The 24,440-nt window shown below is 73.0% G+C and carries 18 protein-coding genes; 6 read left to right on the top strand and 12 right to left on the bottom strand.

Translation table 11 applies throughout. The features are described from left to right. Positions 1–266: 266 nt before the first annotated feature. Both ACH4K1_RS03320 and mca read right to left on the bottom strand, forming a co-directional pair. A complete protein-coding gene (locus ACH4K1_RS03320) occupies positions 267–500 on the bottom strand; it encodes a hypothetical protein (RefSeq protein ID WP_228990361.1) in 234 nt (77 codons plus the stop codon). A 1-nt stretch (position 501) separates the two neighbouring features. Then, positions 502–1,383 carry a mycothiol conjugate amidase Mca gene (gene mca / locus ACH4K1_RS03315; protein ID WP_398086022.1) on the bottom strand — a complete coding sequence of 294 codons (882 nt, stop codon included), beginning with the start codon at positions 1,381–1,383 and terminating at the stop codon, positions 502–504. 213 nt (positions 1,384–1,596) lie between these two features. On the opposite strand from mca, the gene ACH4K1_RS03310 reads away from it, so the two are divergent. Further along, on the top strand, positions 1,597–2,013 hold the full coding sequence (locus ACH4K1_RS03310; RefSeq protein WP_398086020.1) for a DUF4307 domain-containing protein: 417 nt from the start codon (positions 1,597–1,599) through the stop codon (positions 2,011–2,013). Between the two features lie 200 nt (positions 2,014–2,213). Further along, entirely contained in the window at positions 2,214–2,711 is a 498-nt protein-coding gene (gene greA / locus ACH4K1_RS03305) for a transcription elongation factor GreA (protein ID WP_228990358.1), read from the top strand. Positions 2,712–2,818: 107 nt separating this feature from the next. Here the strand turns inward: greA and ACH4K1_RS03300 are convergent, their stop codons facing one another. The 3 genes from ACH4K1_RS03300 to ilvA form a co-directional block, all read right to left on the bottom strand. Further along, the gene (locus ACH4K1_RS03300) at positions 2,819–3,682 is read right to left on the bottom strand and encodes an ABC transporter permease (RefSeq protein WP_398086018.1); all 864 of its coding nucleotides are present in this window, start codon (positions 3,680–3,682) and stop codon (positions 2,819–2,821) included. Further along, the gene (locus ACH4K1_RS03295; protein ID WP_398086016.1) at positions 3,679–4,701 is read right to left on the bottom strand and encodes an ATP-binding cassette domain-containing protein; all 1,023 of its coding nucleotides are present in this window, start codon (positions 4,699–4,701) and stop codon (positions 3,679–3,681) included. Before ACH4K1_RS03295 ends, ACH4K1_RS03300 begins: the two co-directional genes overlap by 4 nt. Before the next feature lie 141 nt (positions 4,702–4,842). Then, positions 4,843–6,072 carry a threonine ammonia-lyase gene (gene ilvA, locus ACH4K1_RS03290; RefSeq protein WP_398086014.1) on the bottom strand — a complete coding sequence of 410 codons (1,230 nt, stop codon included), beginning with the start codon at positions 6,070–6,072 and terminating at the stop codon, positions 4,843–4,845. A 156-nt stretch (positions 6,073–6,228) separates the two neighbouring features. Here ilvA and ACH4K1_RS03285 point away from each other — a divergent pair, with 156 nt between their 5' ends. The 3 genes from ACH4K1_RS03285 to ACH4K1_RS03275 all read left to right on the top strand — a co-directional run bounded on the left by ACH4K1_RS03285 (position 6,229) and on the right by ACH4K1_RS03275 (position 7,772). After that, the gene (locus ACH4K1_RS03285) at positions 6,229–6,759 is read left to right on the top strand and encodes a MarR family winged helix-turn-helix transcriptional regulator (protein WP_228990354.1); all 531 of its coding nucleotides are present in this window, start codon (positions 6,229–6,231) and stop codon (positions 6,757–6,759) included. Between the two features lie 183 nt (positions 6,760–6,942). Further along, positions 6,943–7,518 (top strand): sigma factor-like helix-turn-helix DNA-binding protein, encoded by a 576-nt coding sequence (locus tag ACH4K1_RS03280; protein ID WP_398086011.1) that lies wholly within the window; start codon positions 6,943–6,945, stop codon positions 7,516–7,518. Next, entirely contained in the window at positions 7,515–7,772 is a 258-nt protein-coding gene (locus tag ACH4K1_RS03275) for a hypothetical protein (protein ID WP_398086009.1), read from the top strand. The genes ACH4K1_RS03280 and ACH4K1_RS03275 overlap by 4 nt, the downstream gene beginning before the upstream one ends. Before the next feature lie 95 nt (positions 7,773–7,867). Here the strand turns inward: ACH4K1_RS03275 and ACH4K1_RS03270 are convergent, their stop codons facing one another. Further along, the gene (locus ACH4K1_RS03270) at positions 7,868–9,013 is read right to left on the bottom strand and encodes a cystathionine gamma-synthase (protein WP_398086007.1); all 1,146 of its coding nucleotides are present in this window, start codon (positions 9,011–9,013) and stop codon (positions 7,868–7,870) included. 124 nt (positions 9,014–9,137) lie between these two features. Here ACH4K1_RS03270 and ACH4K1_RS03265 point away from each other — a divergent pair, with 124 nt between their 5' ends. Next, the gene (locus ACH4K1_RS03265; RefSeq protein WP_398086005.1) at positions 9,138–10,241 is read left to right on the top strand and encodes a hypothetical protein; all 1,104 of its coding nucleotides are present in this window, start codon (positions 9,138–9,140) and stop codon (positions 10,239–10,241) included. A gap of 44 nt (positions 10,242–10,285) precedes the next feature. On the opposite strand, the gene ACH4K1_RS03260 is transcribed toward ACH4K1_RS03265, so the two are convergent. The 6 genes from ACH4K1_RS03260 to ACH4K1_RS03235 form a co-directional block, all read right to left on the bottom strand. After that, on the bottom strand, positions 10,286–11,746 hold the full coding sequence (locus ACH4K1_RS03260; RefSeq protein ID WP_398086002.1) for an NAD(P)/FAD-dependent oxidoreductase: 1,461 nt from the start codon (positions 11,744–11,746) through the stop codon (positions 10,286–10,288). A gap of 79 nt (positions 11,747–11,825) precedes the next feature. Further along, on the bottom strand, positions 11,826–12,980 hold the full coding sequence (locus ACH4K1_RS03255; RefSeq protein ID WP_398086587.1) for a LuxR C-terminal-related transcriptional regulator: 1,155 nt from the start codon (positions 12,978–12,980) through the stop codon (positions 11,826–11,828). An 84-nt stretch (positions 12,981–13,064) separates the two neighbouring features. After that, positions 13,065–14,801, bottom strand: a complete 1,737-nt coding sequence (gene paaN / locus ACH4K1_RS03250; protein WP_398086000.1) for a phenylacetic acid degradation protein PaaN — start codon at positions 14,799–14,801, stop codon at positions 13,065–13,067. Positions 14,802–14,965: 164 nt separating this feature from the next. Next, the gene (locus ACH4K1_RS03245) at positions 14,966–15,844 is read right to left on the bottom strand and encodes an SDR family oxidoreductase (protein ID WP_398085998.1); all 879 of its coding nucleotides are present in this window, start codon (positions 15,842–15,844) and stop codon (positions 14,966–14,968) included. Beyond that, positions 15,841–17,070 (bottom strand): FAD-dependent monooxygenase, encoded by a 1,230-nt coding sequence (locus ACH4K1_RS03240; protein ID WP_398085995.1) that lies wholly within the window; start codon positions 17,068–17,070, stop codon positions 15,841–15,843. Before ACH4K1_RS03240 ends, ACH4K1_RS03245 begins: the two co-directional genes overlap by 4 nt. A gap of 1 nt (position 17,071) precedes the next feature. Next, the gene (locus tag ACH4K1_RS03235; RefSeq protein ID WP_398085992.1) at positions 17,072–24,280 is read right to left on the bottom strand and encodes an amino acid adenylation domain-containing protein; all 7,209 of its coding nucleotides are present in this window, start codon (positions 24,278–24,280) and stop codon (positions 17,072–17,074) included. Positions 24,281–24,440: the final 160 nt, after the last annotated feature.

Below are 24,440 nucleotides of genomic sequence, written 5' to 3'. Positions count from 1 at the left end.
CGCACCCGCGCGGACGCGCAGCGCCACAGGCCCGCGCGCCGCACCCGCAGGGCACGGCAGGGCACGGCAGGGGCAGGGCAAGGCCGACCGGAGCCTCGGCCCCCGTACCCCGGGTACGGCGTCGCCAGTCCCCACCCGCACCCGCACGGCAGCAGGTCCGTCCCCCCGCCCGTACAGCAGGGGGCGTCCGCGCCCCGCGCCGGGAAGCGGGGCGAGCGCCCGCCGCCCCGCCCCGCCGGGCGCGGCGGGGCGGTCCGGTGCGTCGCCTACTTCCCGGAGGAGGTCGCCGCCCCGGTCCCGGCCGGCTCCGCGTCCGGGTCGGGGGCCTCCTCGAAGTTCACCCGCCCCATGTGCCGGTTCATCGACTTCATCAGCGCCCACACGCCGACGGCGAGCGCGGCGAAGACGAGGAAGCCGAGGACGCCGGGGGTGACCTTGTTCTTGTCGAGCTCTTCGGCGGCGAGCGGGACGAGGTGCGTCAGTGCCTGGGTCGCGTACATATCAGGCATTGTCGCGGATGCCCGCGAAGAGGTCGCTCTCGGGGAGGGAGGTATCGACCAGAGACTTCGCCAGCTCGTACTCCTCGGTCGGCCAGACCTCGCGCTGGACGTCCATCGGAACCCGGAACCAGCCGCCCTCGGGGTCGATCTGCGTGGCGTGCGCGATCAGCGCCTTGTCGCGGATCTCGAAGAAGTCGTCGCAGGGGACGTACGTGGTCAGGGTGCGCTCGACGCGCTCGAACTCCTTCCACCGCTCCAGCCACTCCCCGTACGGGGACTCCAGGCCCCGGGCGAGGAGCGCCTCGTGCAGGGCGACGGTGCGCGGGCGGTTGAAGCCCTGGTTGTAGTAGAGCTTCTGCGGGGTCCAGACCGGCCCGAACTCGTCCTCGGGGAACCGCTCCGCGTCGGCCGCACCGTCGAACGCGATCATCGAGATCGTGTGCGTCATGATGTGGTCGGGGTGCGGGTAGCCGCCGTTCTCGTCGTACGTGGTGATGACCTGCGGCCGGAACGCGCGGATCTTCGCCACCAGGCGCCCCGCGGCGTGCTCCGGGTCCTCCAGGGCGAAGCAGCCCTCGGGGAGCGGCGGCAGGGGGTCGCCCTCGGGCAGCCCCGAGTCGACGAAACCGAGCCACTCCTGCTGGACGCCCAGGATCTCCCGGGCCTCGTCCATCTCCTTCTTGCGCACCTCGTGGATGTTCTTCTCGATGTACGCGTCGCCCTGGAGCTTCGGGTTGAGGATGGAGCCGCGCTCGCCTCCCGTGCAGGTCACGACCAGCACGTCCACCCCCTCGGACACGTACTTGGCCATGGTGGCCGCGCCCTTGCTCGACTCGTCGTCGGGGTGGGCGTGAACGGCCATCAGTCGCAGCTGCTCAGTCAAAGCTCGATCCTCAGTCATTGGTCGCTGGTCGCTCCGGTCGAAGGTCGCCGGAGACCGCCGAAGGCTCCGGAGGTCCTCGACGGTCCCCGTCGGAGGGGGCCCGGCCCGTGCCGTACCGGTGTGGGGCGCGATCGGGTGACGGACGGACGGCTTCTATAGTGACTGAACGAGGGGCCGGAAAATTCCTCGATGCCCGGTCCGAAGGGAACGATCATGACGACGGTTCGCCAGGCCGCGCCCGAGGGGCGTTACGGCCGGACCGAGGATCAGCGGGCGGACCGCAAGCTGAAGATCGTCGGATCGGTCCTGGGCGCCGTCCTGCTCGGCGTGATCGCGTGGATCGGCTTCGACTACGTGGGCGGCCAGGGCATCAGCGGCGAGATGATCAAGTTCAAGGTCGTCTCCGACACCCGGGCCGACGTCCACCTGGAGGTCCGCAAGGACCGGGACGGCCACGGGTACTGCGTGGTGCGGGCGCTCAGCGAGGACGGCGCCGAGGTGGGCCGCAAGGAGGTCCGGTTCGACCGGGCCGCGGACCGGATCGACGAGGTCGTGACCGTGGTGACCCGGTCCCGGGCGACGGCGGTTGAGCCGATGGGCTGCACCGCCGACGACGGCCCGCAGGGCTGACCGCGGTCGCACCCCACCTGACCTGCGGTGATACGGGGCGCGGCACGCGCCCCCGGCATGTGATGTTTTACCTTCTCCCCCTTTTCCTGCGGAATTGTTAGGCTCGTGGTTTCGCCCACCCGAGGAAGCGGTGCTTCCGGGTAGGGCGATCCTTTGTATTCCCAGTACCGATGTATTCCCAGTACCGACGAGGAGCACCTGTGACCCAGACCAGCGAAAACGTCACCTGGCTCACGCAGGAGGCGTACAACCAGCTCAAGGCCGAGCTGGAGTACCTGTCGGGTCCCGCGCGCACGGAGATCGCCGTCAAGATCGCGGCGGCCCGTGAGGAGGGTGACCTGCGGGAGAACGGCGGGTACCACGCGGCCAAGGAGGAGCAGGGCAAGATGGAGCTGCGGGTGCGCCAGCTGACCCAGCTCCTGGAGCACGCGAAGGTCGGCGAGGCGCCGGCCGACGACGGCGTGGTCGAGCCCGGCATGGTCGTCACCATCGCCTTCGACGGCGACGAGGACGACACGCTGACCTTCCTGCTCGCCTCCCGCGAGTACGCCAGCGGGGACATCGAGACGTACTCCCCGCAGTCCCCGCTCGGCCTCGGCGTCAACGGCAAGCGGACGGGCGACGACGCGGACTACGAGCTGCCGAACGGCAAGACCGCCACGGTGAAGATCCTGGCGGCGAAGCCCTACACCGGCTGACCCCGCCCGCCACGGCGCACCACCCACGACGACGCGGGAGCCCCGGCCTTTCCGAAGGCCGGGGCTCCCGCGTCGTTCCGTGCGCGGACGGCGGCGGTACGGCGCTCTCAGGCTGCGGCCGAGCGGTACTTGCGGACCGCGAGGGTGCGGAAGACCACGATGATCAGCACGGACCAGAGGAGCGAGGCGAGGACGGGGTGCTCCATCGGCCAGGCCCCCGTCACGGAGTTCGGCACGCCGGGCATCGTGTTGCCGAACAGCTCACGGGCCCCCGCCACCGTGGCGCTGAACGGGTTCCACTCGGCGACGTGCTGGAGGAAGACCGGCATGCCGGTGACCGGGACGAAGGCGTTCGAGATGAACGTCAGCGGGAACAGCCAGATCAGCCCGCCGGAGGTCGCCGCCTCCGGGGTGCGCACGGAGAGGCCGATCAGCGCCCCGATCCAGGAGAAGGCGTAGCCGAGGAAGAGCAGCAGCAGGAAGCCGCAGAGCACCTTGCCGATGTTCTCGTGGGTGCGCCAGCCGACGAGCAGGGCGACCCCGGCCAGGACGACGAGGGTCAGCGTGGTCTGGACGAGGTCGGCGAGCGTCCGTCCGGTGAGGACCGCGCCCCGGGCCATGGGCAGTGACCGGAAGCGGTCGATGAGCCCCTTGTGCATGTCGTCGGCGATGCCCGCTCCGGCGCCCGCCGTGGCGAAGGTGACGGTCTGGGCGAAGATGCCCGCCATCAGGAACTCCTTGTACAGCTGCGGGTCGGTGGAGCCGCCGATGGAGATGGAGCCGCCGAAGACGTAGGTGAAGAGCACCACGAACATGATCGGCTGGATCAGCCCGAAGATCACCATCTCCGGGATGCGGGTCATGCGGATCAGGTTCCGCTCGGCGACGACCAGCGAGTCCTTCACCGACTGCGTGAGGCCCCCGGAGGGGCGGGGGGCCGACGTGGGGGCGTCCTTGGCGGTGGCGCTCACCGGTTCTCCTCCTTGCCGCGGGCGCCCCGGGGGCGTTCCGCTCCGGCTTCGCCGGGCTCCGCGTCCCCGTTCTCCCGGGCCTCGGCGGCGTGGCCGGTGAGGGAGAGGAAGACGTCGTCGAGTGTGGGCCTGCGCAGGGCGATGTCGTCGATCTCCACGCCCTGGGCGTCCAGGTCGCGGATGATCTCGGCCAGCAGTCTGGCCCCGCCGCTGACCGGGGCGGTCAGCTTGCGGGAGAGCTGGGCGACGGTGGCCTCGCCCTTGCCGAGGGCGGTCAGCACGGTCCGGGCGCGCTCGATCTCCTCCGGCCGGCGCACGACGACCTCGACGCGCTCGCCGCCGGTACGGGCCTTCAGCTCGTCGGAGGTGCCGCGCGCGATGACCCGGCCGTGGTCGATGACGCAGATGTCGTTGGCGAGGCGGTCGGCCTCCTCCAGGTACTGCGTGGTCAGCAGCAGGGTCGTCCCGCCCGCCACCAGGTCCTCGATCACGTCCCAGAGCTGCTGCCGGTTGCGCGGGTCGAGTCCGGTCGTCGGCTCGTCCATGAACATCACCGGCGGCGAGACGACCAGTGCCGCCGCGAGGTCGAGGCGGCGGCGCATCCCGCCGGAGTACGTCTTGGCGGGGCGGTCGGCGGCGTCGCCGAGGTTGAACCGCTCCAGCAGGGCGGTCGCGCGGGCCTTCGCGTCCCGGGCGCCGAGCTGGTAGAGCCGCCCGACCATCTGGAGGTTCTCGCGGCCGGTCAGATACTCGTCGACCGCAGCGAACTGGCCGGAGAGCCCGATCGAGCGGCGTACCTCGTTGGGCTTCTTCAGCACGTCGATCCCGGCCACGACGGCGGTGCCGCTGTCCGGGCGCAGCAGCGTGGTCAGCACCCGTACGGCGGTGGTCTTGCCCGCGCCGTTGGGACCGAGCAGCCCGAGGACGGTGCCCTCGGGGACATCGAGATCGACGCCGTCCAGGGCTCGTACGTCGCCGAAGGTCTTCACCAGACCCTCGGCATGGATCGCACCTGGCATGGAGGGGCTCCCCCGTCACTCATGGATGACCGCGCGCGTACGGATCCGGTGCCCGTACGGGCCTACCCGGCGATCCTAGGATTGGCGGGGCCGCACCGCGCGGTGAATGGCGACATCCGGCCAATCGGCGCGGAGCGCGCCTCAGCTGATCACCCGGTAGCCGGCCTCGCGCAGGGCCGCTTCGACGTCCGCGCAGTGCTGCGGTCCCTTCGTCTCCAGCCGCAGGTCGACCTCCGCCTCGGTCAGCCCCAGGCGCGGGTCGGTGCGCACATGGCTGATGTCGAGGACGTTGGCGTCGGCCACGGTCAGGGTGGCCAGCAGGGCGGCCAGCGCCCCCGGCCGGTCGGTGAGGCGGAGCCGCAGGCTCAGGTGGCGGCCGGCGGCGGACATGCCGTGCCGCAGGATGCGCTGCATCAGCAGGGGGTCGACGTTGCCGCCGGACAGCACCGCGACCACCGGCCCCCGGAACGCCTTCGGGTCGCTGAGCAGCGCGGCCACCGGGCTGGCGCCGGCCGGTTCGACGACCAGCTTGGCCCGCTCCAGGCAGAGCAGCAGCGCGCTGGACAGTTCGTCCTCGGTGACGGTGCGGATCTCGTCGACCAGCTCCTCGATCAGCGGGAACGGTACGTCGCCGGGCCGGCCCACCTTGATGCCGTCGGCCATCGTGGTCGGGGAGTCGAGCGCGACGGGGTGCCCGGCGGCCAGCGAGGGCGGGTAGCAGGCGGCTCCCTCGGCCTGGACGCCGACGATGCGTACGTCGGGGCGCAGGGCCTTCACCGCGACGGCGACGCCCGCGGCGAACCCGCCGCCGCCGACGCCGAGGACGATCGTGCGGACCTCGGGGCACTGCTCCAGGATCTCCAGTCCGACGGTGCCCTGGCCCGCGATGATGTCGGGGTGGTCGAAGGGGTGGATGAAGACCGCGCCGGTCTCCTCGGCGTACCGCTGGGCCGCTTCCAGGGTCTCGTCGACGACCTGGCCGCGCAGCCGCACCTCGGCCCCGTACTCCCGGGTCGCGGCGACCTTGGGCAGGGGCGCCCCGACCGGCATGAAGACCGTGGAGCGCACCCCGAGGAGGGAGGAGGCGAGCGCGACGCCCTGGGCGTGGTTCCCGGCGCTGGCGGCGACGACCCCGGCCGCCCGCTCCACCGGGGTGAGGCCGGAGATCCGGACGTAGGCGCCGCGCAGTTTGAAGGAGCCGGTGCGCTGGAGGTTCTCGCACTTGAGGTGGACCGGGGCGCCGACCAGCTCGGTCAGGTGGCGGCTGCCCTCCAGGGCGGTCGTCCGCGCCACTCCGGACAGCATTTTCTGCGCGCCCCTGACGTCGTCGAGGATCAGGGCCGGGTGGCGGGCGGTCGCGCGGAAGTTCATACCGCAAGTCTTGCAGCTCCGAGGGGGCGCGGCCGACTGGTTCCGTGGCGGCCTGCGGGGATGTCCGCAGGTTTGTGCGGCACTGGTACCCGTTGCCCCGGGGCCGCGTACTCTGTCCCCCACCCATCCGACTCCGCACGAAGAGAGCCCCCGGCCATGCCCCCACAGGACATGACGACTGCTGCGTCTCCTTCCGGGGGCGCCGTCCCCGAACACCCGGGCCCCGAGGGCCTGCTGGACGCGCTCCAGCACCAGGTGGCGGTCTTCGCCCGCCGTGCCGAGCAGACCCGTCTCGGCGGGGTCGGCCAGGTGCGCAACTCGATGGACCGGGCCGCGTACCTGCTGCTGAACCGGCTCGACCGGGAGGGGCCGATGGGTGTCAAGGCGCTGGCGGCCGGGATGGGCATCGACTCCTCGACGGTGACCCGGCAGGTCGCGCCGCTCGTCGACACCGGACTGGTCAAGCGCACCTCGCACCCGGAGGACGGCCGGGCCGTCGTGCTCCAGCTCTCGCCGCGCGGCCAGGCCCGCCTCGACGAGGTGCGGGCCTCGCGGCGCGAGCTGATGTCCCGGGTGACGGACGGCTGGACCGAGGAGGAGCGGGACACGTTCTGCGCCCTGCTCACCCGCTTCAACGGATCGCTCGCCGCCCGCCAGGCCGCGCACCAGCCGCCGCAGCACGACTGAGCGGACAGCCGGCCGCCGCAGCACGACTGAGCGGCCGGCCGGCCGCCCCGCACGGCTGAGCGGCCGGCCGGCCGCCGCTGATCGCCGGGAGCGGGGGCGGGTACGGGGGCGGGGGCGGCTCCCCGCCAACCCGTCGTGTCGCCCCTCTTGACCGCGCCCGGGCGGCGGGGCTCGGATGTGGTCGTGAGCGATCGGGCTGAGCACCGGGACCGGCTCCGCGCCCTGGAGTTCGATGCCTTCGTGGCGGGCGCGGGCGGCCGTCTGCTGCACACGGCGACGCTGCTCACCGGCGAACCGCCGCAGCCGCCCGGCGCGTACCCGCGGGCCGAGCGGCTGCTGCACGCGGCGCTCGCGCGTACGTACGCGGACTGGGACCGGCTGCACGGCGGCGACCCCTACGACCTGGCCCGCCGGGAGCTGGTCCTCCGCTTCGCCCGGGAGGCCCGGCGCCATCGGCGGCCGCGCGGCGGGCTGCTGGACCGGCTGTCCCCCGTCGAACGGCTGGTGCTGGTCCTGCGGCTGTACGAGGAGGTCGGCGAGGAGCAGGCGGCGGCGCTCCTCGGGCTGCCGGACGACCGGGTCCGCGCGGTGTGCGCCCGCGCGGTGGCGGCGCTGCGGTCGGCCGGGCGGGGGCGGGGCGCGGCGTCCGCCGCCCGGAGCGGTACGGAACGCCCCGCCCCCCGCAGTACGGCCCCGGGCCCCCGCAGTACGGCCCCGGGCCCCCGCGGCACGGCCCCGGGCCCCCGGGAGACGGCATGAGCGAGGACCGCCGGGATCCGCGCGAGGAGCAGGTCCGCCGGATGCTGGACGGCCCGCACCCGGTGCTGCCGCCGGACCTGGCGGCGCGGGCGGCCCGGCGGGGCGGGCGCCGGCTGCGGTGGCGCCGGGCGGTGGGGCGGGCGGCGGCCTGGTCGCTGGCGGCGGCGCTGGTCGCGGTCCTCGTCTGGGCCGGTGTCGAACAGCCGTGGACGGCCGAGCCCGCCCAGGTGACTCCCCCGCTGGAGGGCTGGTGAGGGGCCGGGGCCGTGGTGCGGAGGGCCCGCCGGGAGCGGCGTGCCCCACCGCACCACGGCCCCGGGGTGGCCGGGCGCCGTAGGCGCGCCCGGGGTCAGCCCAGTGCCTGGGTGAGGTCGGCGAGCAGGTCGTCGCCGTTCTCGATGCCGACGGAGAGGCGGACCAGGTCGGCCGGGACCTCCAGCGGGGAGCCCGCGGCGGAGGCGTGCGTCATCCGGCCCGGGTGCTCCAGCAGGGACTCCACCCCGCCGAGGGACTCGCCGAGCGTGAACAGCTTCGCCCGGTTGCAGACCTCGACCGCCGCCTCCTCGCCTCCGGCGACGCGGAAGGACACCATCCCGCCGAACGCCCTCATCTGCTTGGCGGCGACCTCGTGGCCGGGGTGCTCGGGCAGCCCCGGGTAGAGGACCGTGGAGACCTTGGGGTGCCGGGTCAGCAGGTCGGCGACCTTGGTGGCGTTCTCGGTGTGCCGGTCCATGCGGACGGCGAGCGTCTTGATGCCGCGCAGCACCAGCCAGGCGTCGAACGGTCCGGCGACCGCGCCCATGGCGTTCTGGTGGTACGCCAGCTCCTCGGCCAGCTCCGGGTCGTCGACGATCAGCGCGCCGCCGACGACGTCGGAGTGGCCGCCCATGTACTTGGTGGTGGAGTGCACGACGACGTCCGCGCCGAGCGCGAGGGGCTGCTGGAGGTAGGGCGAGGCGAACGTGTTGTCGACGACGAGGCGCGCCCCGGCCTCCCGGGCGACCTGGGCCACGGCGGCGATGTCGGTGATGCCGAGCAGCGGGTTGGACGGGGTCTCCACCCAGACCGCCTTGGTGCGCGGGGTGAGCGCGGCCCGTACGGCGGCCACGTCCGAGGTGTCGGCCACCGAGAACTCCACGCCCCACCGCGAGGCGACCTTCGCGAACAGCCGGAACGTGCCGCCGTACGCGTCGTTCGGGATGACCACGTGGTCGCCGGGGGTCAGCAGCGTACGCAGGAGGCAGTCCTCGGCGGCGAGGCCGGAGGCGAAGGCGAGGCCGCGGCGGCCGCCTTCGAGGGCCGCGAGGTTCTCCTCCAGGGCGGTGCGGGTGGGGTTGGCGCTCCGGCTGTACTCGTAGCCGGAGCGCAGTCCGCCGACGCCGTCCTGCTTGTACGTGGACACCTGGTAGATCGGCGGGACCACCGCGCCGGTGAGGGGGTCGGCGGTGTTCCCCGCGTGGATGGCGAGGGTCTCGAAGCTGTGCTGGTCGCTCATGGCCCCGAGCGTAGTTCGTCGGGAGGGGGTATCCGGCGATTCCGCGTCGCCCGCCCCCCGGGGGATCGCCGGAGGCCCCCTGGGGCGCTTACCGGCCACTCGCCGTTCCGGGGACAATGGGCCCATGGAGATTCTGTTGTTCCTGCTCGCGATGTGCATGCTCGCCGCCGTGATCGGCCCGTGGGTGATGCGCCGTCGGGGCGGTATCCGCCAGGTCGCCCCCGGTTCGCCGGACGCGGCCGACCCGGACGCGTACGGCTTCGCCCGCCAGGAGGAGCTGGACGTCCGGATGCCGGGCCCCGACCAGGACCTCCTCGACGTGCTCGCCGTGGTCCAGGGCACCCAGCAGTGGCGGGCCGCCTCCCAGCTGCTGGCGGGTACGCCGAAGGAGGGCGAGGTGCGCTGGCAGCGGGTGCAGGCGTTCGCGGGCGCGGCCTCGCTGGAGCTGGCGCAGCGGCCCGGGGCCGGCGGGGCGTGGCTGCGGGCCTGGCGTGCGGAGGCCCCGAAGGACGCGGGCGGTGCGGCGGTGCACGCGGAGTTCCTGGTGCAGCAGGCGTGGCGGTCCTCGGCGGCGGGGAGCGACGACTTCCGGATCATCCTGGAGGAGGCCCGTACGGTCTGCGGCGAGGCGGCGCTGCTGGCGCCGGGCGACCCCGTCCCGTACATCGTGGAGCTGGCGGTGGCCCGGGGCCTGGGCTACACCCCGGAGCAGTTCGACCGGCTCTGGGCGAAGATCATCGACCGCGCCCCGGCCCACATGGGCGCGCACATCGCGGCGCTGCACTTCCACTGCGAGAAGTGGCACGGCTCGCGCAAGGAGGCGGAGGCGTTCGCGACGGCCGCCGCCGCCCGCGCCCCGCAGGGTTCGTTGCTCGCCGCGCTGCCGCTGTTCGCGGTGTACGAGCATCTGCCGGAGGTCAACCTGGTGCAGGGCTTCTACCGCAGCCAGGTGGTGACGAAGGCGGTCGAGGGCGCGATGTTCGCGGTGCACGCGGCTCGCCCGGACGACCCGATGCTGGCGCACGTGCGCCATCTGCTGGTGCTGTTCCTGGTCCACATGGAGCGCTGGTCGGAGGCGATGCACCAGTTGGTGCGGGTCGACGGCCACGTGGGCGCGCTGCCGTGGACGGCGGAGCCGGATCCGGCGGCGCAGTACGCGGTCTACCGGGCGCTGGCGGTCGCGGGGTACGAGGCGAACGGCGGCAGCCCGGCGACGCTGCCGCACTGATCACCGGGCCTTCGCTTCCGTTCGCGGCGCGGCGGGCGCGGAAGTCACCTCCTGCCCGCGGCGCGGCGGGCGCGGAAGGCCGAGGGGTCGGTCGAGACCAGCCGCTTGAGCAGGCCCGGGGTCCGTCCGCCCCGGTCCTCGTGGTCCTCCACGGCGCGGAGGGCGGGCAGCAGGAGGCTCGCTCCCGCGGACCGCAGCGGGTCCGGCGGTATCCAGCCCCCGGGCGTACGGGCCAGGGCCGAGCGGCTCCAATCGTCGGTGACCCCGAGCGCGAACGAGGCGAGGACCCGGGCCATCAGGCGCGAGGGCCCCACGCCGTCACCGGAGTAGCCGGTCGCGTAGCAGGCGTTCGGGACGGAGCGGAGCCAGCCGGCGAACGGCAGCGAGGTGACGGAGTACTCGACCGGGGCGGTCCAGGCCGCGTCGACGGGCGCGTCGGCGAGCGAGGGGAAGAGCCTGGCGAGGTGGCGGCGCATCTCGGCCATCCGCAGGGGCGGCCCCCACTGCGTGCTCGGGGAGGAGTCGCCGTACGTCATGCCGGCGCCGCCCTTGCCGAAGAGCAGCCGGCCGTCCGGGGTCCTGCGGTAGTAGTTCAGCCGCCTCCGGGCGTCGCAGACCGAGACGCCCTCGTCCCAGCCCAACGCGTCCAGCTCGGCCGGCACGGGGGAGGTCAGCAGGGTGTCGCTGGCTATGGTCACCATCTTGCGGCCCAGGTCCTCCAGGGAGGACGCCCAGGCGTTGATGGCCAGCACCACCTTGTCGGCGAGGACGCTCCCGTACGGAGTGACCGCCCGGGTCCTGCGGCCCGGCCGCAGGGCGAGCAGGGGGGTCCGCTCATGGATGCGGACGCCGGCGTCCAGGGCCACGCGGCGCAGTCCGCGGGCCAGCTTGGCGGGCTGCAGGGTCGCGCAGCCCGGATCGATCACTCCTCCGTAGTGGCTCTCGACGCCGACCGCGGCCCTCGCCTCGGTCGCGGAGACCTGGTGCAGGGGCTCGACGCCGGCCCGGCGCAGGTCCACCAGGGTCTGGCGCCAGGCCCCGCGCTGGGCGGGGGACGACGCGGCCAGCAGCCACGCCCCCCGCCGGTGCTCGATGTCGATGACGTGCTCGTCGGCGAAGTCGAGGATCTCGTCGACCGCCCGTGCCGAGGCCTCCGCTATGCGCCGGGCCTCCTCCACGTCGCCGATGGCGACCAGGCTGCTGAACCGGGCCCACATCGGCATCAGGAAGCCCGCGTTGGCACCGCTGGCGCCGCTGCCGCAGAGGTCCGCCTCGATCAGCACCACATCGGTGCCGGGTGACCTGCGGGCAATCTCGATGGCGGTCCACAGGCCGGTGAACCCTCCGCCGACGATGCAGACGTCGCAGGTGAGTTCGTCCTCCAGCGCAGGCGACCGGCCGTCCTCCGGCTCCTTCGCCAGTGCGTCGCGCAGCCAGCCGGAGCGGCGGTCCGCGGCGGGTACGTCGTGGTGGGGCCAGGTACGGGGCAGAAGCAGATCGGTCACAGCGGTCTCTCCGTCGGGCAGGGGTACGGGGAAGGGGGGCGGGTGGACGGGGGCGGGTGGCGGGTGGGCGGGGACCGGCTCATTCCCGCTCAGGCGGGTCCGGGACGACCGGGGGGCCCGCCCTCCGGGCGGCGTTGAGCAGGTCGATCCTGGAGCCCACGCCGAAGGCCCGGAACAGTTTGCGGAGGTGGTAGTTCACGGTGTGGGGGGACAGTCCGAGCCGGGTGCCCATCTCCTGGTTGGTCAGGCCCTCGGACACCATCCGCAGCATCAGGACCTGTCTCCCGTCGAGGAGCGGGCCCGGTTCCTCGGTACGGGGCGGTCCGGCCGCGGGCGGCCGGGCCAGCGCCTCCCGCTCACGGCACAACGCCGTCCGCAGCGCGCGGGGGACCGTCTCGGCGACCGTGGAGCGCGCGAGCACGCTGACGAAGGCGGGCCGGCCGTCCGCGTCGTGGAGCAGCCCGGTCGTGTATGCCTCCTCCAGCACCGGGATCAGGGCGACGGTGGAGATGCCGAGCAGCGGGGCGAGGACCTCGGGGCCGGACTCCTCGTCCAGCACCGCTACGAGGCACAGGAGTTGACGGCAGAGTCCGGAGCACTCGGCGAGGGCGTCCCGGACGTAGAAGCGGGCCTGTTCGGAGACGCGGCCGGTGACGAGCTCGGCCACGCCGGAGACCGTCCGGAGGCTGCCCTCCTCCTGGAGGCCCCGCACGAGTTCGGTCAACAGCCCGGGGTGCCCGCCGGCCTGTTGCAGCATCCGCCGCAGCGGGGCGGCGGGCCGCGCGTCGAGGAGGTCGGACGCCAGGGCGCGCGCCGCGCCGTCGGAGAGCGGGCCGAGCACGAGGCGCATCGTGCAGAGGAAGGGCGGCACGTCGATGCCGTGGGCCCGGCGGGGCGGCGTGCCCGGCGGGGTGGCCGTCATCCACACGGTGCGGCCGCCGGGGCTGGGGCGGAGACGTTCCCGGCCCGGCTCCCGCCCGGGCCGGGAGGGCTCGTCGACGACGACGAGCGTGGGCACGTCGTGGCCGGCTGCTCCGTGCCCGGACGGCCGCGGCTCCTCCCGCAGCAGGCGGAAACCGCGCCTGCGGGCGGTCTCCGCCGCCTCCTGGAGCATCCGGGTCTTGCCCATTCCCCGGGGGCCCACCACGTTCACCAGGGTGCTGACGCCCGAGCAGGCGCAGTCGAGCGCTTCCTGCACGCGCCGGGTCTCAAGGTCCCTCCCTCGCTGGGGCAGAGTGCTGGTCAGGGGTCTCTCCTCGTGCGGACCGGCCGGAGCCGGGGTGGTGGGTACGGTCGGACTCGGTTCCCCGGGGCGGGGTCAGTGGGAGCTGTCGTAGCGGCGCACTCCCACCGTGCGGAAGCGTTCGACCACGTAGGCGGCGTCGCAGTAGACGGAGTTGCCGGAGGGGTTGAGTCCCGTGCTGTGCAGGTCGGAGTAGACGGCGGACTGGGTGATGAACCAATCGCCCATCAGGTTCACCGAGAGCATCACGCCCGCGCGTTCGCAGACGTCGGCGACGAGGGCCTCCACCTCCCGGGACGTGGTGTGGACGCCGACGGACAGCGCGCCGGCCCGCTGGGTGACGCCGCGCATCAGCTCGGCGCCGTGTGCGGCCGAGTCCACGGCCACCGCGAAGGCGACCGGACCGAACCACTCGCGCCCGAAGACCTTCCGGTCCTCCTCCCGGGAGGCGTCCAGCGTGACCAGGACAGGGGTACGCAGGGTCGCCGACGGGAAGTCGGGGTGCCGGACGGCGCGCGGCGCCAGGGCCACCGGGCCGATCCGGCCGGACGCGGCGTGCTCGACGCTCTCCAGGACGTCGGGCCCCACCAGCGCCCCGAGTACGGCGACCGCGGACGCGTCGTCGGCCAGCAGGCCGGTCATGGTGTCCGCCAGGTCCCGCACCACCTCGGCGTGGCTCCGGTGGCCGTCCTCCGTGGCGATCCCGTTCCTCGGGATGAGCAGGTTCTGCGGGCTGGTGCAGAGCTGACCGCTGTAGAGGGCGAACGAGAAGGCGATGTTGTGCAGCATGCCGCGGTAGTCGGCGGTGGATTCGACGAGGATGGAGTTGACGGCGGACTTGGCGGTGAAGACCCGGGCCTGGCGGGCATGGGCCTCCAGCCAGTCGCCGAACTCCGACGTGCCGGCGTAGTCGACGATGCGGACCTCCGGGCGCAGCGCCAGCGTCGCCGCCAGCTGTTCGTCCGGGTACTCGGGGGCGAGGGCGACGAGGTTCGGGTCGAAGCCGGATTCGCGCAGGACCTGGCGGGCGATCCGGACGGTCAGTGCCAGCGGGAGGACGGCGCCCGGGTGCGGTTTGACCAGTACGGCGTTGCCGGTGGCGAGAGAGGCGAAGAGGCCCGGGTAGCCGTTCCAGGTGGGGAAGACGCGGTTGGCGATCAGCAGGCTCACCCCGCGTGGCAGCACGGTGAAGGTCTTGGCGAGGGAGAACATCCGGCCGTCCGGCATCGGCTTGCTCCAGGTCGCCTCGGCCGGCATCCGCGTCTGTTCCAGCAGCGCGTAGGCCACGGCCTCCATGCCCCGGTCCTGGGCGTGTACGGCTCCGGCGTGGAAGGCCATGAGGAAGTTGTGGCCGCTGGTGTGGACGGCGGCGTGGGCGAGTTCGAAGGAGCGGGCGTTGATCCGGTCGAGGATCTCGGCGCACACGGCCGCGCGTCCCCACGGGCCGGCCTCCCGCCACCCGGGCATGGCCGCCTCCATGGCCGGCAGCAGCACGTCCGGGTCGGCGTGCGGGTAGGTGATGCCCAGCTCGATTCCGTAGGGGGAGCGTTCGCCTCCGTCCGCCGGGGCCGGCCCGACCGTGCCGTCCCGGCCCGGCTGGTCCGAGGTGAACTCCCGGTCCAGCAGCTCCTGGAAGGTCTTGTGCCCGGCGGCGCTGACGGCCTCGCCGTAGACGTCGGCCTCGTCCGGATAGGGGGACCAGTACTCCCGGGTGCGGATCGCGGTCACGGCGTTCTCGAGGGTCGTACGGTGACGCTCCAGCAGTTCCTGCGCGCGTTCGGCGGCTGTCCTCGCGGGCGGGGCGGTGATCATGCGGGTTCCCTCCAGGGGGCCGGATCGGATGAGACGCCGGTGCGCCCCGCCCCGCGCCGGCATCGGTCCGGCTTCTCGCGGGGCGGAGGGGGCGGCCGGCGGGGGGTGATCCCGCCTGCCGCCCCGGTCGGGGCCGGTGCTCGTGTCGTGTCGGGTCGGGCCGGTCAGTCGGTGATCGCTCGGAGCCGGCGGTCCATCGCCCGGTCCGACAGCACCCGCTTGAGGAGGTACAGCGAGCGGGCGTCCTTGCCCACCTGGTACCGCGTACGGGGCCGGTCCGACGTCAGCGCGCGGAAGACCGTCCGGGCGAAGTCCTCGGGACGGGTGCCGGTGTCGGTCTGCTGGTCGCTCGCGTCGAGGAAGCGGCCGAAGGCGGTGCGGTAGGGCGCGGCCGCCTCGGGAGGGACGTCGTCGAAGTCCCGGCGGGCGGCGTCGGTCAGCTTGCCCCAGATCGGAGTCGTGATCGCCCCGGGCTGGACGACGCAGACGCCCACACCGGACCGCCGGAGCTCCCGTCGCAGTACGTCCGACATGGCCTCCTTCGCGAACTGGGCCGCCGCGTAGGCGCCGAGGAAGGGCATGGCGACGCTGCCGAGCCCGGAGGTCACGTTGACGACGCGGCCGCCGGAGCGGCGCAGCAGCGGCAGGGCGCCCTGGGTCACGGTCAGCTGTCCGATGACGTTGGTGTCGAACTGCTGCCGCATCCGCTCCGGGGTGACGCACTCCAGCGGGGCGGACACCGCGATGCCCGCGTTGTTGACGAGCCCCCAGAGTCCGGCCCCGCCGGTTTCCCCGGTGATCTCCTTGACCGCGGCGGCCACCGACTCCTCGTCGGTGACGTCGATCCGTACGGGCCGGATGCGCCCGGACGGCGACAGGGCCGCCAGCTCCTCTCCCTGCGGGAGCCTGCGGACGCCGGCGAAGACCCGGAAGCCCACCCGGGCCAGTTGGAGTGCGCAGGCACGCCCGAGGCCGGACGACGCCCCCGTCACCAGGACGCACTTGTCCCCGGGAGGGAGGAATTTCGCTGGGCGGGGGGTCACGGTCGCTCCTCGGTGTCGGGCCGGCCGGTGGCGGGGGCGGGGTAGGTGAGGGCGCTCTCCAGCGTGCGGACGAGCCGTCGCTTCGGCAGGAACTTGAAGTAGGCGTCCCGGACCGGCCTGCGGACGGGGTTCTCGGACTGTTCGAAGGTGCTGATGGCACGGGAGGCGGCCACCAGGGCGCGGGTCCGCTCGCGGCGGTCGTCCTCGTATCGACGCAACGCCGCCGGTATGTCGGCGGCCCCGGCGAGCCGTTGTCCGAGTACGACGGCGTCCTCGATGGCCATGCACGAGCCCTGGCCCAGGCTGGTGAGCATCGGGTGTGCGGCGTCGCCGAGGAGGGTGACCGGCCCCTCCCCCCAGCGCTCCAGAAAGACCCGGTCGCGGGAGGGTACGGCCAGGATGTCCTCCTCGGGGGTGGCCCGGACGGCTTCCTGGACGACGTCGGCCCACCCCGCGTAGGCCCGTTGCACGTCGGCCTTGGAGCCCTTCCAGTCGTGGGACTCCTCCGTGGGCATGTTCTTGGTGCCCCACCAGTACAGGCGTCCGCCCCCCATGTCGACGAGGCCGAAGCGGCTTCCGCTGCCCCAGTAGTGGGTGACCGAACCGGGGGCGAAGTCGGGGTGGGAGAAGGGAACGACGGCCAGCCAGCAGATGTAGCCGCTGTCCATGGACTCCTCGGGTCCGGCCAGTTGACGGCGGACCACCGAGTGGAAGCCGTCCGCGCCGATGAGGACGTCCCCGCGCGCCTCGGAGCCGTCGGCGAAGTCGACCCGTACGCCGCCGCCCGCCTCGTTCTCGTATCCGGTGGCCTGGGCGCCGAGGTGGACCGGGATGCCCGAGGCCGCGTCGAGCAGTGCCTGCTGGAGGTCGGAGCGGGTGATCAGCACGCTGGGCACGCCCAGCCTGCCGATGATCTCGGGGAAGGGGAACTCGCGGATGAGGCGGCCCTTCGCGGTTCGGACGTGGTACGACTCCAGCACGCTGCCGCGTTTGGCCAGGTCGATGCCGAGGCCGAGCGATTCGAGGGCCGTGACGGCGTTGCTCATCACGGAGAGGCCCGAGCCCGCGGCCCTCAGCTCGCCCGCCCTCTCGTAGACCTCGACGTCGAGGCCCGCCGCGCGCAGGGCGACGGCGGCGGTGAGCCCGCCGATCCCCGCGCCGACGACGAGCGCCCTGCGCCGTCCGGATGCTCCGCCTGCCGTGTGGTTCGTTCGCGGTGTCGTCATCTCAGTGCCCGATCAGTTCGTTGACGGTCCTGACCATGTGGCCGATGTGCGGCTCTTCCATGATGGTGAGGTGGTCTCCGGGGACGACGACGACGTCGAGTTCGCCGCTCGTACGCTCCCGCCATCCGTTCGAGGGGTCCCTGTGCATGCTGTCGATGGCGGTGTGCATGGAGTCGAGGACCTCGGGCAGCGGTTCCGTGGCCCGGATGAGCACCATGTCCTGCTCGACCGGCTCGGGCCGGTAGTCGAACGCCGCACGCCAGTTCGCCTCGTACACGTGGAACAGGCGCCGCACGATCGTGCCCGTGCTGCCGACGGGGAGCACGCCCTCGTCGATGGCGAGCTGGGCGATGAAGTCGAACTTCTGCTCCAGCGTCACCAGGTCGGCGGGGATCAGCTCCAGGGGCGAGTCCCCGCCCCGCTGGAGCCACAGCAGCTCCCAGAAGAACCAGCCCAACAGGGCGTCGTCGTCCGTCGTCAGCCGGCGGCCCGGGTTGAGGGCTGTGGTGTCCAGCAGGACCAGACGCTGGATCTCCTCCCCCGCCGCACGCAGCTGACGGGCGATCTCGAAGGCCACGAACCCGCCGAAGGACCAACCGCCGATCACGTACGGGCCGGTGGGCTGGACCCGGCGTATCGACTCGATGTACCGGGCCGCGATCTCCTCGACCGTGCCCAGCGGTTCGGTGCCCGCGTCGACACCGGCCGCCTGGAGCGCGTAGAAGGGCTGGTCGGCGGGGAGGTGGGCGGCGTACCGGAGGTAGCAGAGCACGTTGCCGCCCATGGGGTGGACGAAGAACATCGGCGTCTTGGAGCCGTCCTGGCGGATCGGGACGAGCGGGTCGAACTCCTTCGCCGCCCCGCCGTCCCGCAGCTTCGCGGCCAGGGCCGCGACGGTCGGCGCCGAGACGAACTCCGACATGGGGACGTTGATGCCGTAGCGCTGCTCGATGACGACCACCAGGCGCATCGCGGTGAGCGAGGTGCCGCCGAGGTCGAAGAAGTTCTGGTGCACACCGAGCTCGGGCAGCTGGAGGTGGTCACGGACGATCTCGGCCAGCGTCCGCTCGTACGCGTCGCGCGGCGGGGTGGCGTCATGGGTGGTGCTCGCGGCGAGCGGGGCCCGCCGCAGGCGCGCGTCGTCCCGCTTCCCGCTCGGGGTCAGGGGCAGCGCGTCCAGGACCTGGTAGTACGAGGGCACCATGTACTCGGGCAGCACGGTGCGCAGTTGCTTGTCCAGCAGGTCCCGTCCGGTGTCGGAGAACCGGCCCACCAGGAAGGCGGCCAGGAACACCTCGTCGTCCCCCCGCCGCCGGGCGACGACGGCCGCTTCGGTCAGTCCCGGGTGGTCGGGCAGGAAACCGGTGATCGCCAGCTCCACCTCGGAGGGCTCCACCCGGTAGCCGCGCACCTTGACCTGGGAGTCCGCCCGGCCCAGGCAGACGATCTCCCCGCCCGGGAGCGTGAAGCCGAGGTCGCCGGTCCGGTAGAGCCGCTCGCCCGGGGCCCCGAAGGGGTGCGGGAGGAAGCGTTCCTCGGTCAGCTCGGGCAGGCCCACGTAACCGTCGGCCAGGCAGGACCCGGCCAGGTAGATCTCGCCCTGCACCCCGGCGGCCACCGGTCGCAGCCGGCCGTCCAGGACGTACGCCCGGCTGCCGTCGATGGCGGTGCCGATGGGCGGCATCGCCGGGAAGCCGGCCGGGTCGCCGGTCATGGTGTGGCTGGTGACGACGTGCGACTCGGTCGGACCGTACTGGTTCTCCAGGATCACCCCGGGTATTCCGGCGCACAGGGTGCGGATCTCGTCGGTGATCCGCAGTTGCTCGCCGGAGGAGAGCAGCGCCTTGAGGTGGCGGGGCACCAGTCCCAGCGCGACGGAGGTCTCCGCGAGCTGCTGGAGTGCCACATACGGCAGGCAGACCCGCTCCACGCCCTCGTCGTCCAGCAGCCGCAGCAGAGCCGGCATGTCGCGGCGCTGCTCCTCGGCGAGGACGAGCAGGGCGCCGCCACCGCAGAGCGTGGAGAAGATCTCCTGGAAGGAGACGTCGAAGCTCATCGGCGCGTACTGCGCGGTGACACCGCCGGTGACCCCGCTGGGGATGCTGTTCTGCCAGGCGATCAGGCGTCCGAGGGTCCGGTGCGACTGGACGACGCCCTTGGGCCTGCCGGTGGAACCGGAGGTGAAGAGGATGTACGCGGTGTCCTCCGGCGCGATCGGAGGGAGCCCGTCCGGGGCGCCGTCGCTGTCCCCTGGGGCGGCGGCGAGCAGGTCGGCCGCCGGAACCAGGGGCGTGCGCCTTCCCAGGCCGTCCGGCTGTTCGACTCCGGTGATGATGCGGAAGGGGTCGGCCTGCTCCACCATGTCCAGGAGCCGCTCGACCGGGTAGCCGAGGTCCAACGGGACCGTCGCGGCGCCCGCCTTCATCACCCCGAGGATCACCGCGACGGTGTCGGGCGAACGGCCCACCGCGATCCCGATCCGGTCCCCCGGCCGGGTGCCGAGGGCGATGAGCCGACGGGCCACCCGGTCGGAGTCCGCCGCGAGTTCGGCGTAGCTCCGCTTCTCCCGGCCGAAGATCACGGCCGTCGCGCCGGGGGTGCGCAGCGTCTGCTCCCGTACGGCTGTGACCACGTCCCTGAACGGCTCTTCCGCGGTACGGACGGGCACGGCGGCGGCGGGCGCCCGCAGCAGCCCCACATCGGCCGGCTCGTCCGGGTGGCGGACCAGGTGTGCCAGGACGGCGGTGAAACCCTCGGCGTACAGGTCGGCCTGCGCGGGGGTGAAGGTGCGGCCGTGGCAGTCGATCCGCAGCCTGATGCTCTCGTCGACCGGGCTGGTCATGGCGTTGACCAGGAGCTGGAAGTTGGTCTCCTCCCAGGTCCGGAAGGACCTCATGGACACCCCGGGCAGCTCGAACACCTCGGTCAGCTGCCGGAAGTGGATGTAGTTGAAGGCCGTCTCCAGGACCGTGGCGCCCAGGTCCTCCTGGATGGCGCTGAGGGGGTAGCGGCGGTGCGGGTAGGTGGCCCGCTCCTGGCGCAACGCCTCCTCCACCACGTCCGACCAGGTGGCCTGCGCGGTGTTGACGCGGACCGGGAGGGTGTTCAGGAACAGCCCGGCGATCCGGTCGGCGTCCTCGTACTCGGGACGTCCGTGGGTGACCAGGCCGGTGGTGACGTCCTCGGTGCCGGAGTAGAGGCGCAGCGCCAGGACGTGCACCGCGAACAGCACGGACTTCATGGGCAGTTGCCGGCTCCGGGCGAAGGCGCGGGCCTCGGCGGTCAGGGCGTCCGGCAGGTCGATGACGCGGGTGATCAGGTCGTCGGGGCCGGGCGCCTCGTGCTGCCGGAACGACTCCAGGCGCAGCAGCTCGCTGCCCTCGACGTAACGGCTCCAGAACTCCTTGCTCTGCGGGGACCCCAGCGCGGTGCGTTCGGCGAGCGCGTGGTGGGCGGGCGAGGGCAGATCCCGTACGGGGACTGCCGGGATGTCCAGGCCCAGGCTGTACAGGTAGTCCTGGAGCAGTTCCCGCACCAGGTTGGCGACGCTGCCGCCGTCGAGGATCGCGTGGTGGAAGCTGAGCACCAGCTCGACGGTCTCCGGCAGCACGTGCACCCGGAAGTGGTGGAGCGGGGGCCGCTCCATGTCGTACCGGTGGTAGCGGCGTTCGTCGACGTGGGCGTCGATCTCGGCCTCCGCGTCCGCCGCGTCGCGGTCGCGCAGGTCGACGATCCGCAGGGCGTCCGGGACCGTGCGGTCCACGATCTGGAGCGGCTCGGTGAGGCCGCCGAGGTCGAACGCGGAGCGCAGGACGGGATGGCGCGCCGTCAGCCGCTCGAACGCCTGCCGGAACTTCTCCGCGTCCCATCCGAAGGTGAAGCTGTACCGGAAGACGTCGTGGTAGACGGCGGAGCCCTCCTGCGCCCGGCTGTGGTAGATCAGCCCGAGCTGCATCCGGGTGAGGGGGTAGGCGTCCTCCCTGCCCGCCAGCCGGGCCCGGTCCACACCGGAGACCAGCTCGAACGGCTCAAGCCGCCTGGATCCGCCGGGCGGTCCCGTGGTGGCCCGTTCCGCCAGCGCCGCGACCGTGGGGTGCCGCACCAGGTCGTCGAGGGCGAAGTGGACGCCCTGCTTCTCGGCCAGCGCGCGGATCCGCAGCATGGTGATGGAGTCGCCGCCGAGCGCGAAGTAGTCGTCGTGGATGCCCACCGCGTCCCGTTCGAGCACGTCGGCCCAGACGGCCGCGAGCGTCTCCTCCACGGCGTTGCGGGCGGGTTCCGCCGGGGACTCGGGCGCGCGGGCCGTCACCGGTTCCGGCAGCGCGCGCCGGTCGGCCTTGCCGTTCGGCGTGAGCGGCACCCGGTCGATCCGTACGAAGTGGGCGGGGACCATGAAGGCGGGGAGCACCGCGGCGAGTTCGGCTTCCAGGCGGTGCCCGTCCAGCTCCGCGTCGGAGACGTAGTAGGCCACCAGGTGGGTGCCGCGCCCGGGGGTGTGGCGGTCCACCACCAGAGCGGTGCGGACGCCCGGCACCCGGGCGAGCTGGTGCTGCACCTCGCCGAGCTCCACGCGGTTGCCGCGGATCTTCACCTGGCCGTCCATCCGCCCGAGGTACTCGACGGTGCCGTCGGCGAGCCACCGGGCCAGGTCACCGGTGCGGTAGACGCGTCCCCCGGGAGTGAAGGGGTCGTCGACGAACTTCTCCGCGGTGAGCTCCGGGCGGTCCAGATAGCCGCGGGCGACCTGGACACCGCCGATGCACAGCTCGCCCGGAACCCCTGCAGGCTGCAGGTTTCCGTGCGGGTCGAGCACGTACAGCTGCGTGTTGTCGACCGGCCGGCCGATGGGCACCCGGGTGACGGGGGTCCCGGCGCCGGTGGGGCAGTCGTAGAAGGACACGTCGACGGTGGCCTCGGTCGGCCCGTAGAGGTTCACCAGCTCCGGGGACGTTCCGTGTCCGCCGAAGACGCGGCCGAACTGCTCGACCAGTGCCGCGGGCAGTGCTTCGCCGCTGCAGAACACCTGGCGCAGCGAGGCCGCCCCCGCGCGCAGGTCCGGGCGGTCCTCCAGCAGGTCCAGGAACGGTCCGAGCATCGAGGGAACGAAGTGCGCCGTGGTGACCCGGTCGCGGGCGACGCTCTCCAGGATGACGCGCGGGTCCTTCTGGCCCTCCGGCGGCAGGAGCGACAGGCCGGCGCCCTCGATCGCCCACCAGAAGAGTTCCCACACCGAGACGTCGAACGAGATGGGCGTCTTCTGCAGCAGTACGTCGTCGGCCCCGATCGGGTACCGGCTCTGCATCCAGGCCAGCCGGTTGACCACCGAGCGGTGCTCGACCATGACGCCCTTGGGCGTGCCGGTGGAGCCGGAGGTGTAGATGACGTAGGCGAGGCCGCGGGCGTCCGCCGACGGTGCGAAGGGGGCGGCGGGGCTCTCCACCAGTTCGTCGACGCTGAGCACCGGGGCCCCGTCCCCGGCCGGCGGAAGCGGCGATCCCGCGTCCACGAGCACGGCACGGGCGCGGCTGTCGCGGAGCAGCAGGGCGATGCGCTCGGCCGGGTACCCGGGGTCCACCGGCACGTAGGCGCCGCCGGCCTTGAGCACCCCGAGCAGTACGGCGATCAGTTGCGGGCTGCGTTCCATCACCACGGCGACCCGGTCCTCGTCGCCGACACCGCGGGCGCGCAGCCCTCGCGCCACCCGGTCCGAGAGGGCGTCCAGCTCCCCGTAGGTGAGCGGGGCGGAGCCGTCGGCGGGCCGTACGGCCACCCGGCCCGGCGTCCGGGCGGCCTGCTCGGAGATCAGGTCGTGGAGCGTCCGGTCCCGGGCGTGGGGGACCACGGGGCCCCGGCTCCGCGCGAGGATCCGCTGCCGCTCGGCCTCGTCCGTCAGGGGCAGGGCCTCGGCGGGGCGCTCCGGGTCGGCGGCCCCGCTCTCCAGCAGGGTGAGGAGGTGTCCGGCCACGGCGGGGAGGGGGAGATCGTCGTCGAAGACGTCGGCGGCTCCGTCGAGGTCGATCCGCAGGCTCCCGTCGTCGAGGACGTTGACCATGACGGACAGCGCGTCCTGGACGTGCACCGGAGCGAGCACGATGCCGTGGGACCGTCCGTCCGGACGGGGGTGGCGCATGTACGAGAGCGTGACGTCGAAGAGCTTCCGCGAGCCGTCCGCGGCGGCCGGGACTTCGCGCAGGACGTCGCCGAGCGCGAGCCTCGCACGGGCACGCAGCGCGTCGGTGTCGGCGCGGACCCGCTGCGCCAGTTCACGCAGGCCGGCCCCGGGACGAGGTGCGACGCGCACCGGGAGGCTGTTCGCCCGCTGCCCGACGGTGGTGAGTTCGGCGTCCGTGGACCGGTTGCGGAAGGGGATGCCGAGGACGACCTCCTCGGCGCGGTGAATCCTGGCCAGGTACGTGCCGAGGGCCGCCGCGAGGAAGGCGAAGGGGGAGCCGCCCTGCCGGCGGACGCGGGCGGTCAGAGCGGCGTCCACGGTGAACGAGTGGCGGACCCGGGGCCGGGCGTCGGCCGTCCGCGTCCGGTTACGTGCGAAGAGGGCGGGGGCGGCGCCCCGCAGCGCGGTGCGGTGGAAGGCCCGGTCGCTCTCGTACGCGCCGGAGCGGCGGTAGGCGAGGTCCGCCTCGGCCAGTCGGTGGAAGGACGGGGTCGCCGCGGGGCCGTCCGTGGAGGTGCCGGAGGTGTCACCGGCGGCCCGGGCGCGGTCGTACTCCGTCCACAGCTGGAGGCTGACCTGGTTGAGCGCCCAGGCGTCGGCTATGAGGTGATGCGCCTTCAGGTGCAGCAGCGCGGGTCCCGCACCGGTCGTTAAGAGCGCGGCGTCGACCATGCGTGAGCGGCGCAGGGCGAACGGACGGGTCAGTGAGCGTGCCTGCCAGGCGGCGCGCGCCGCGGCCGGGTCGCTCGCACCGGAGAAGTCGACGACCGTCACCGCCGCACCGTCCTCCGCGCCGTCCGCGTCCGCGCCGTGGTGGAACCACTGGACGGGCACTCCGTCCTGTTCGTCGAAGCGCAGGGCGAAGGCGTCGTTGCGCCGGAGGACCCGCTCCAGGCAGACCGCGAGGGTGCCGGCGTCCACATCGGATCCGATCTCCTCCTCGTAGACCACGTTGAACTGCGGGTCGGGGTTCTCGACGGACTCCGATACCCAGATGTCCCGCTGGTAAGAAGTAAGCGCAAAGCCATGATCGGACATCACTGCAACACCTTCCACAGGAATTCTCGCCGACTCTTTCGGCCACACCGGAGGCCGGGACCAACCCGAACCCCGTCGAACACCATACTGATCAACCTGGTCAATAAAACTACTTATCCGAGTAGCTTTATTGAAGGTGTCACAAACTTTTCATCAAGAC

It is taken from the genome of Streptomyces sp. NPDC017448 (assembly GCF_044330565.1).
GTDB lineage: Bacteria > Actinomycetota > Actinomycetes > Streptomycetales > Streptomycetaceae > Streptomyces.
The sequence above is the reverse complement of the archived record's forward strand: the minus strand, read 5'-3'. Positions and strand labels throughout refer to the sequence as shown.

Excerpts from the sequence above, each read along its gene's own strand:
- paaN (WP_398086000.1), bottom strand. The coding sequence starts at position 14,801 with ATGATCACCGCCCCGCCCGCGAGGACAGCCGCCGAACGCGCGCAGGAA.
- ACH4K1_RS03270 (WP_398086007.1), bottom strand. The coding sequence starts at position 9,013 with ATGAGCGACCAGCACAGCTTCGAGACCCTCGCCATCCACGCGGGGAAC.
- ilvA (WP_398086014.1), bottom strand. The coding sequence starts at position 6,072 with ATGAACTTCCGCGCGACCGCCCGCCACCCGGCCCTGATCCTCGACGAC.
- ACH4K1_RS03310 (WP_398086020.1), top strand. The coding sequence starts at position 1,597 with ATGACGACGGTTCGCCAGGCCGCGCCCGAGGGGCGTTACGGCCGGACC.
- ACH4K1_RS03235 (WP_398085992.1), bottom strand. The coding sequence starts at position 24,280 with ATGTCCGATCATGGCTTTGCGCTTACTTCTTACCAGCGGGACATCTGG.
- ACH4K1_RS03295 (WP_398086016.1), bottom strand. The coding sequence starts at position 4,701 with ATGCCAGGTGCGATCCATGCCGAGGGTCTGGTGAAGACCTTCGGCGAC.
- ACH4K1_RS03240 (WP_398085995.1), bottom strand. The coding sequence starts at position 17,070 with ATGACGACACCGCGAACGAACCACACGGCAGGCGGAGCATCCGGACGG.
- ACH4K1_RS03320 (WP_228990361.1), bottom strand. The coding sequence starts at position 500 with ATGTACGCGACCCAGGCACTGACGCACCTCGTCCCGCTCGCCGCCGAA.
- ACH4K1_RS03285 (WP_228990354.1), top strand. The coding sequence starts at position 6,229 with ATGCCCCCACAGGACATGACGACTGCTGCGTCTCCTTCCGGGGGCGCC.
- ACH4K1_RS03265 (WP_398086005.1), top strand. The coding sequence starts at position 9,138 with ATGGAGATTCTGTTGTTCCTGCTCGCGATGTGCATGCTCGCCGCCGTG.
- ACH4K1_RS03275 (WP_398086009.1), top strand. The coding sequence starts at position 7,515 with ATGAGCGAGGACCGCCGGGATCCGCGCGAGGAGCAGGTCCGCCGGATG.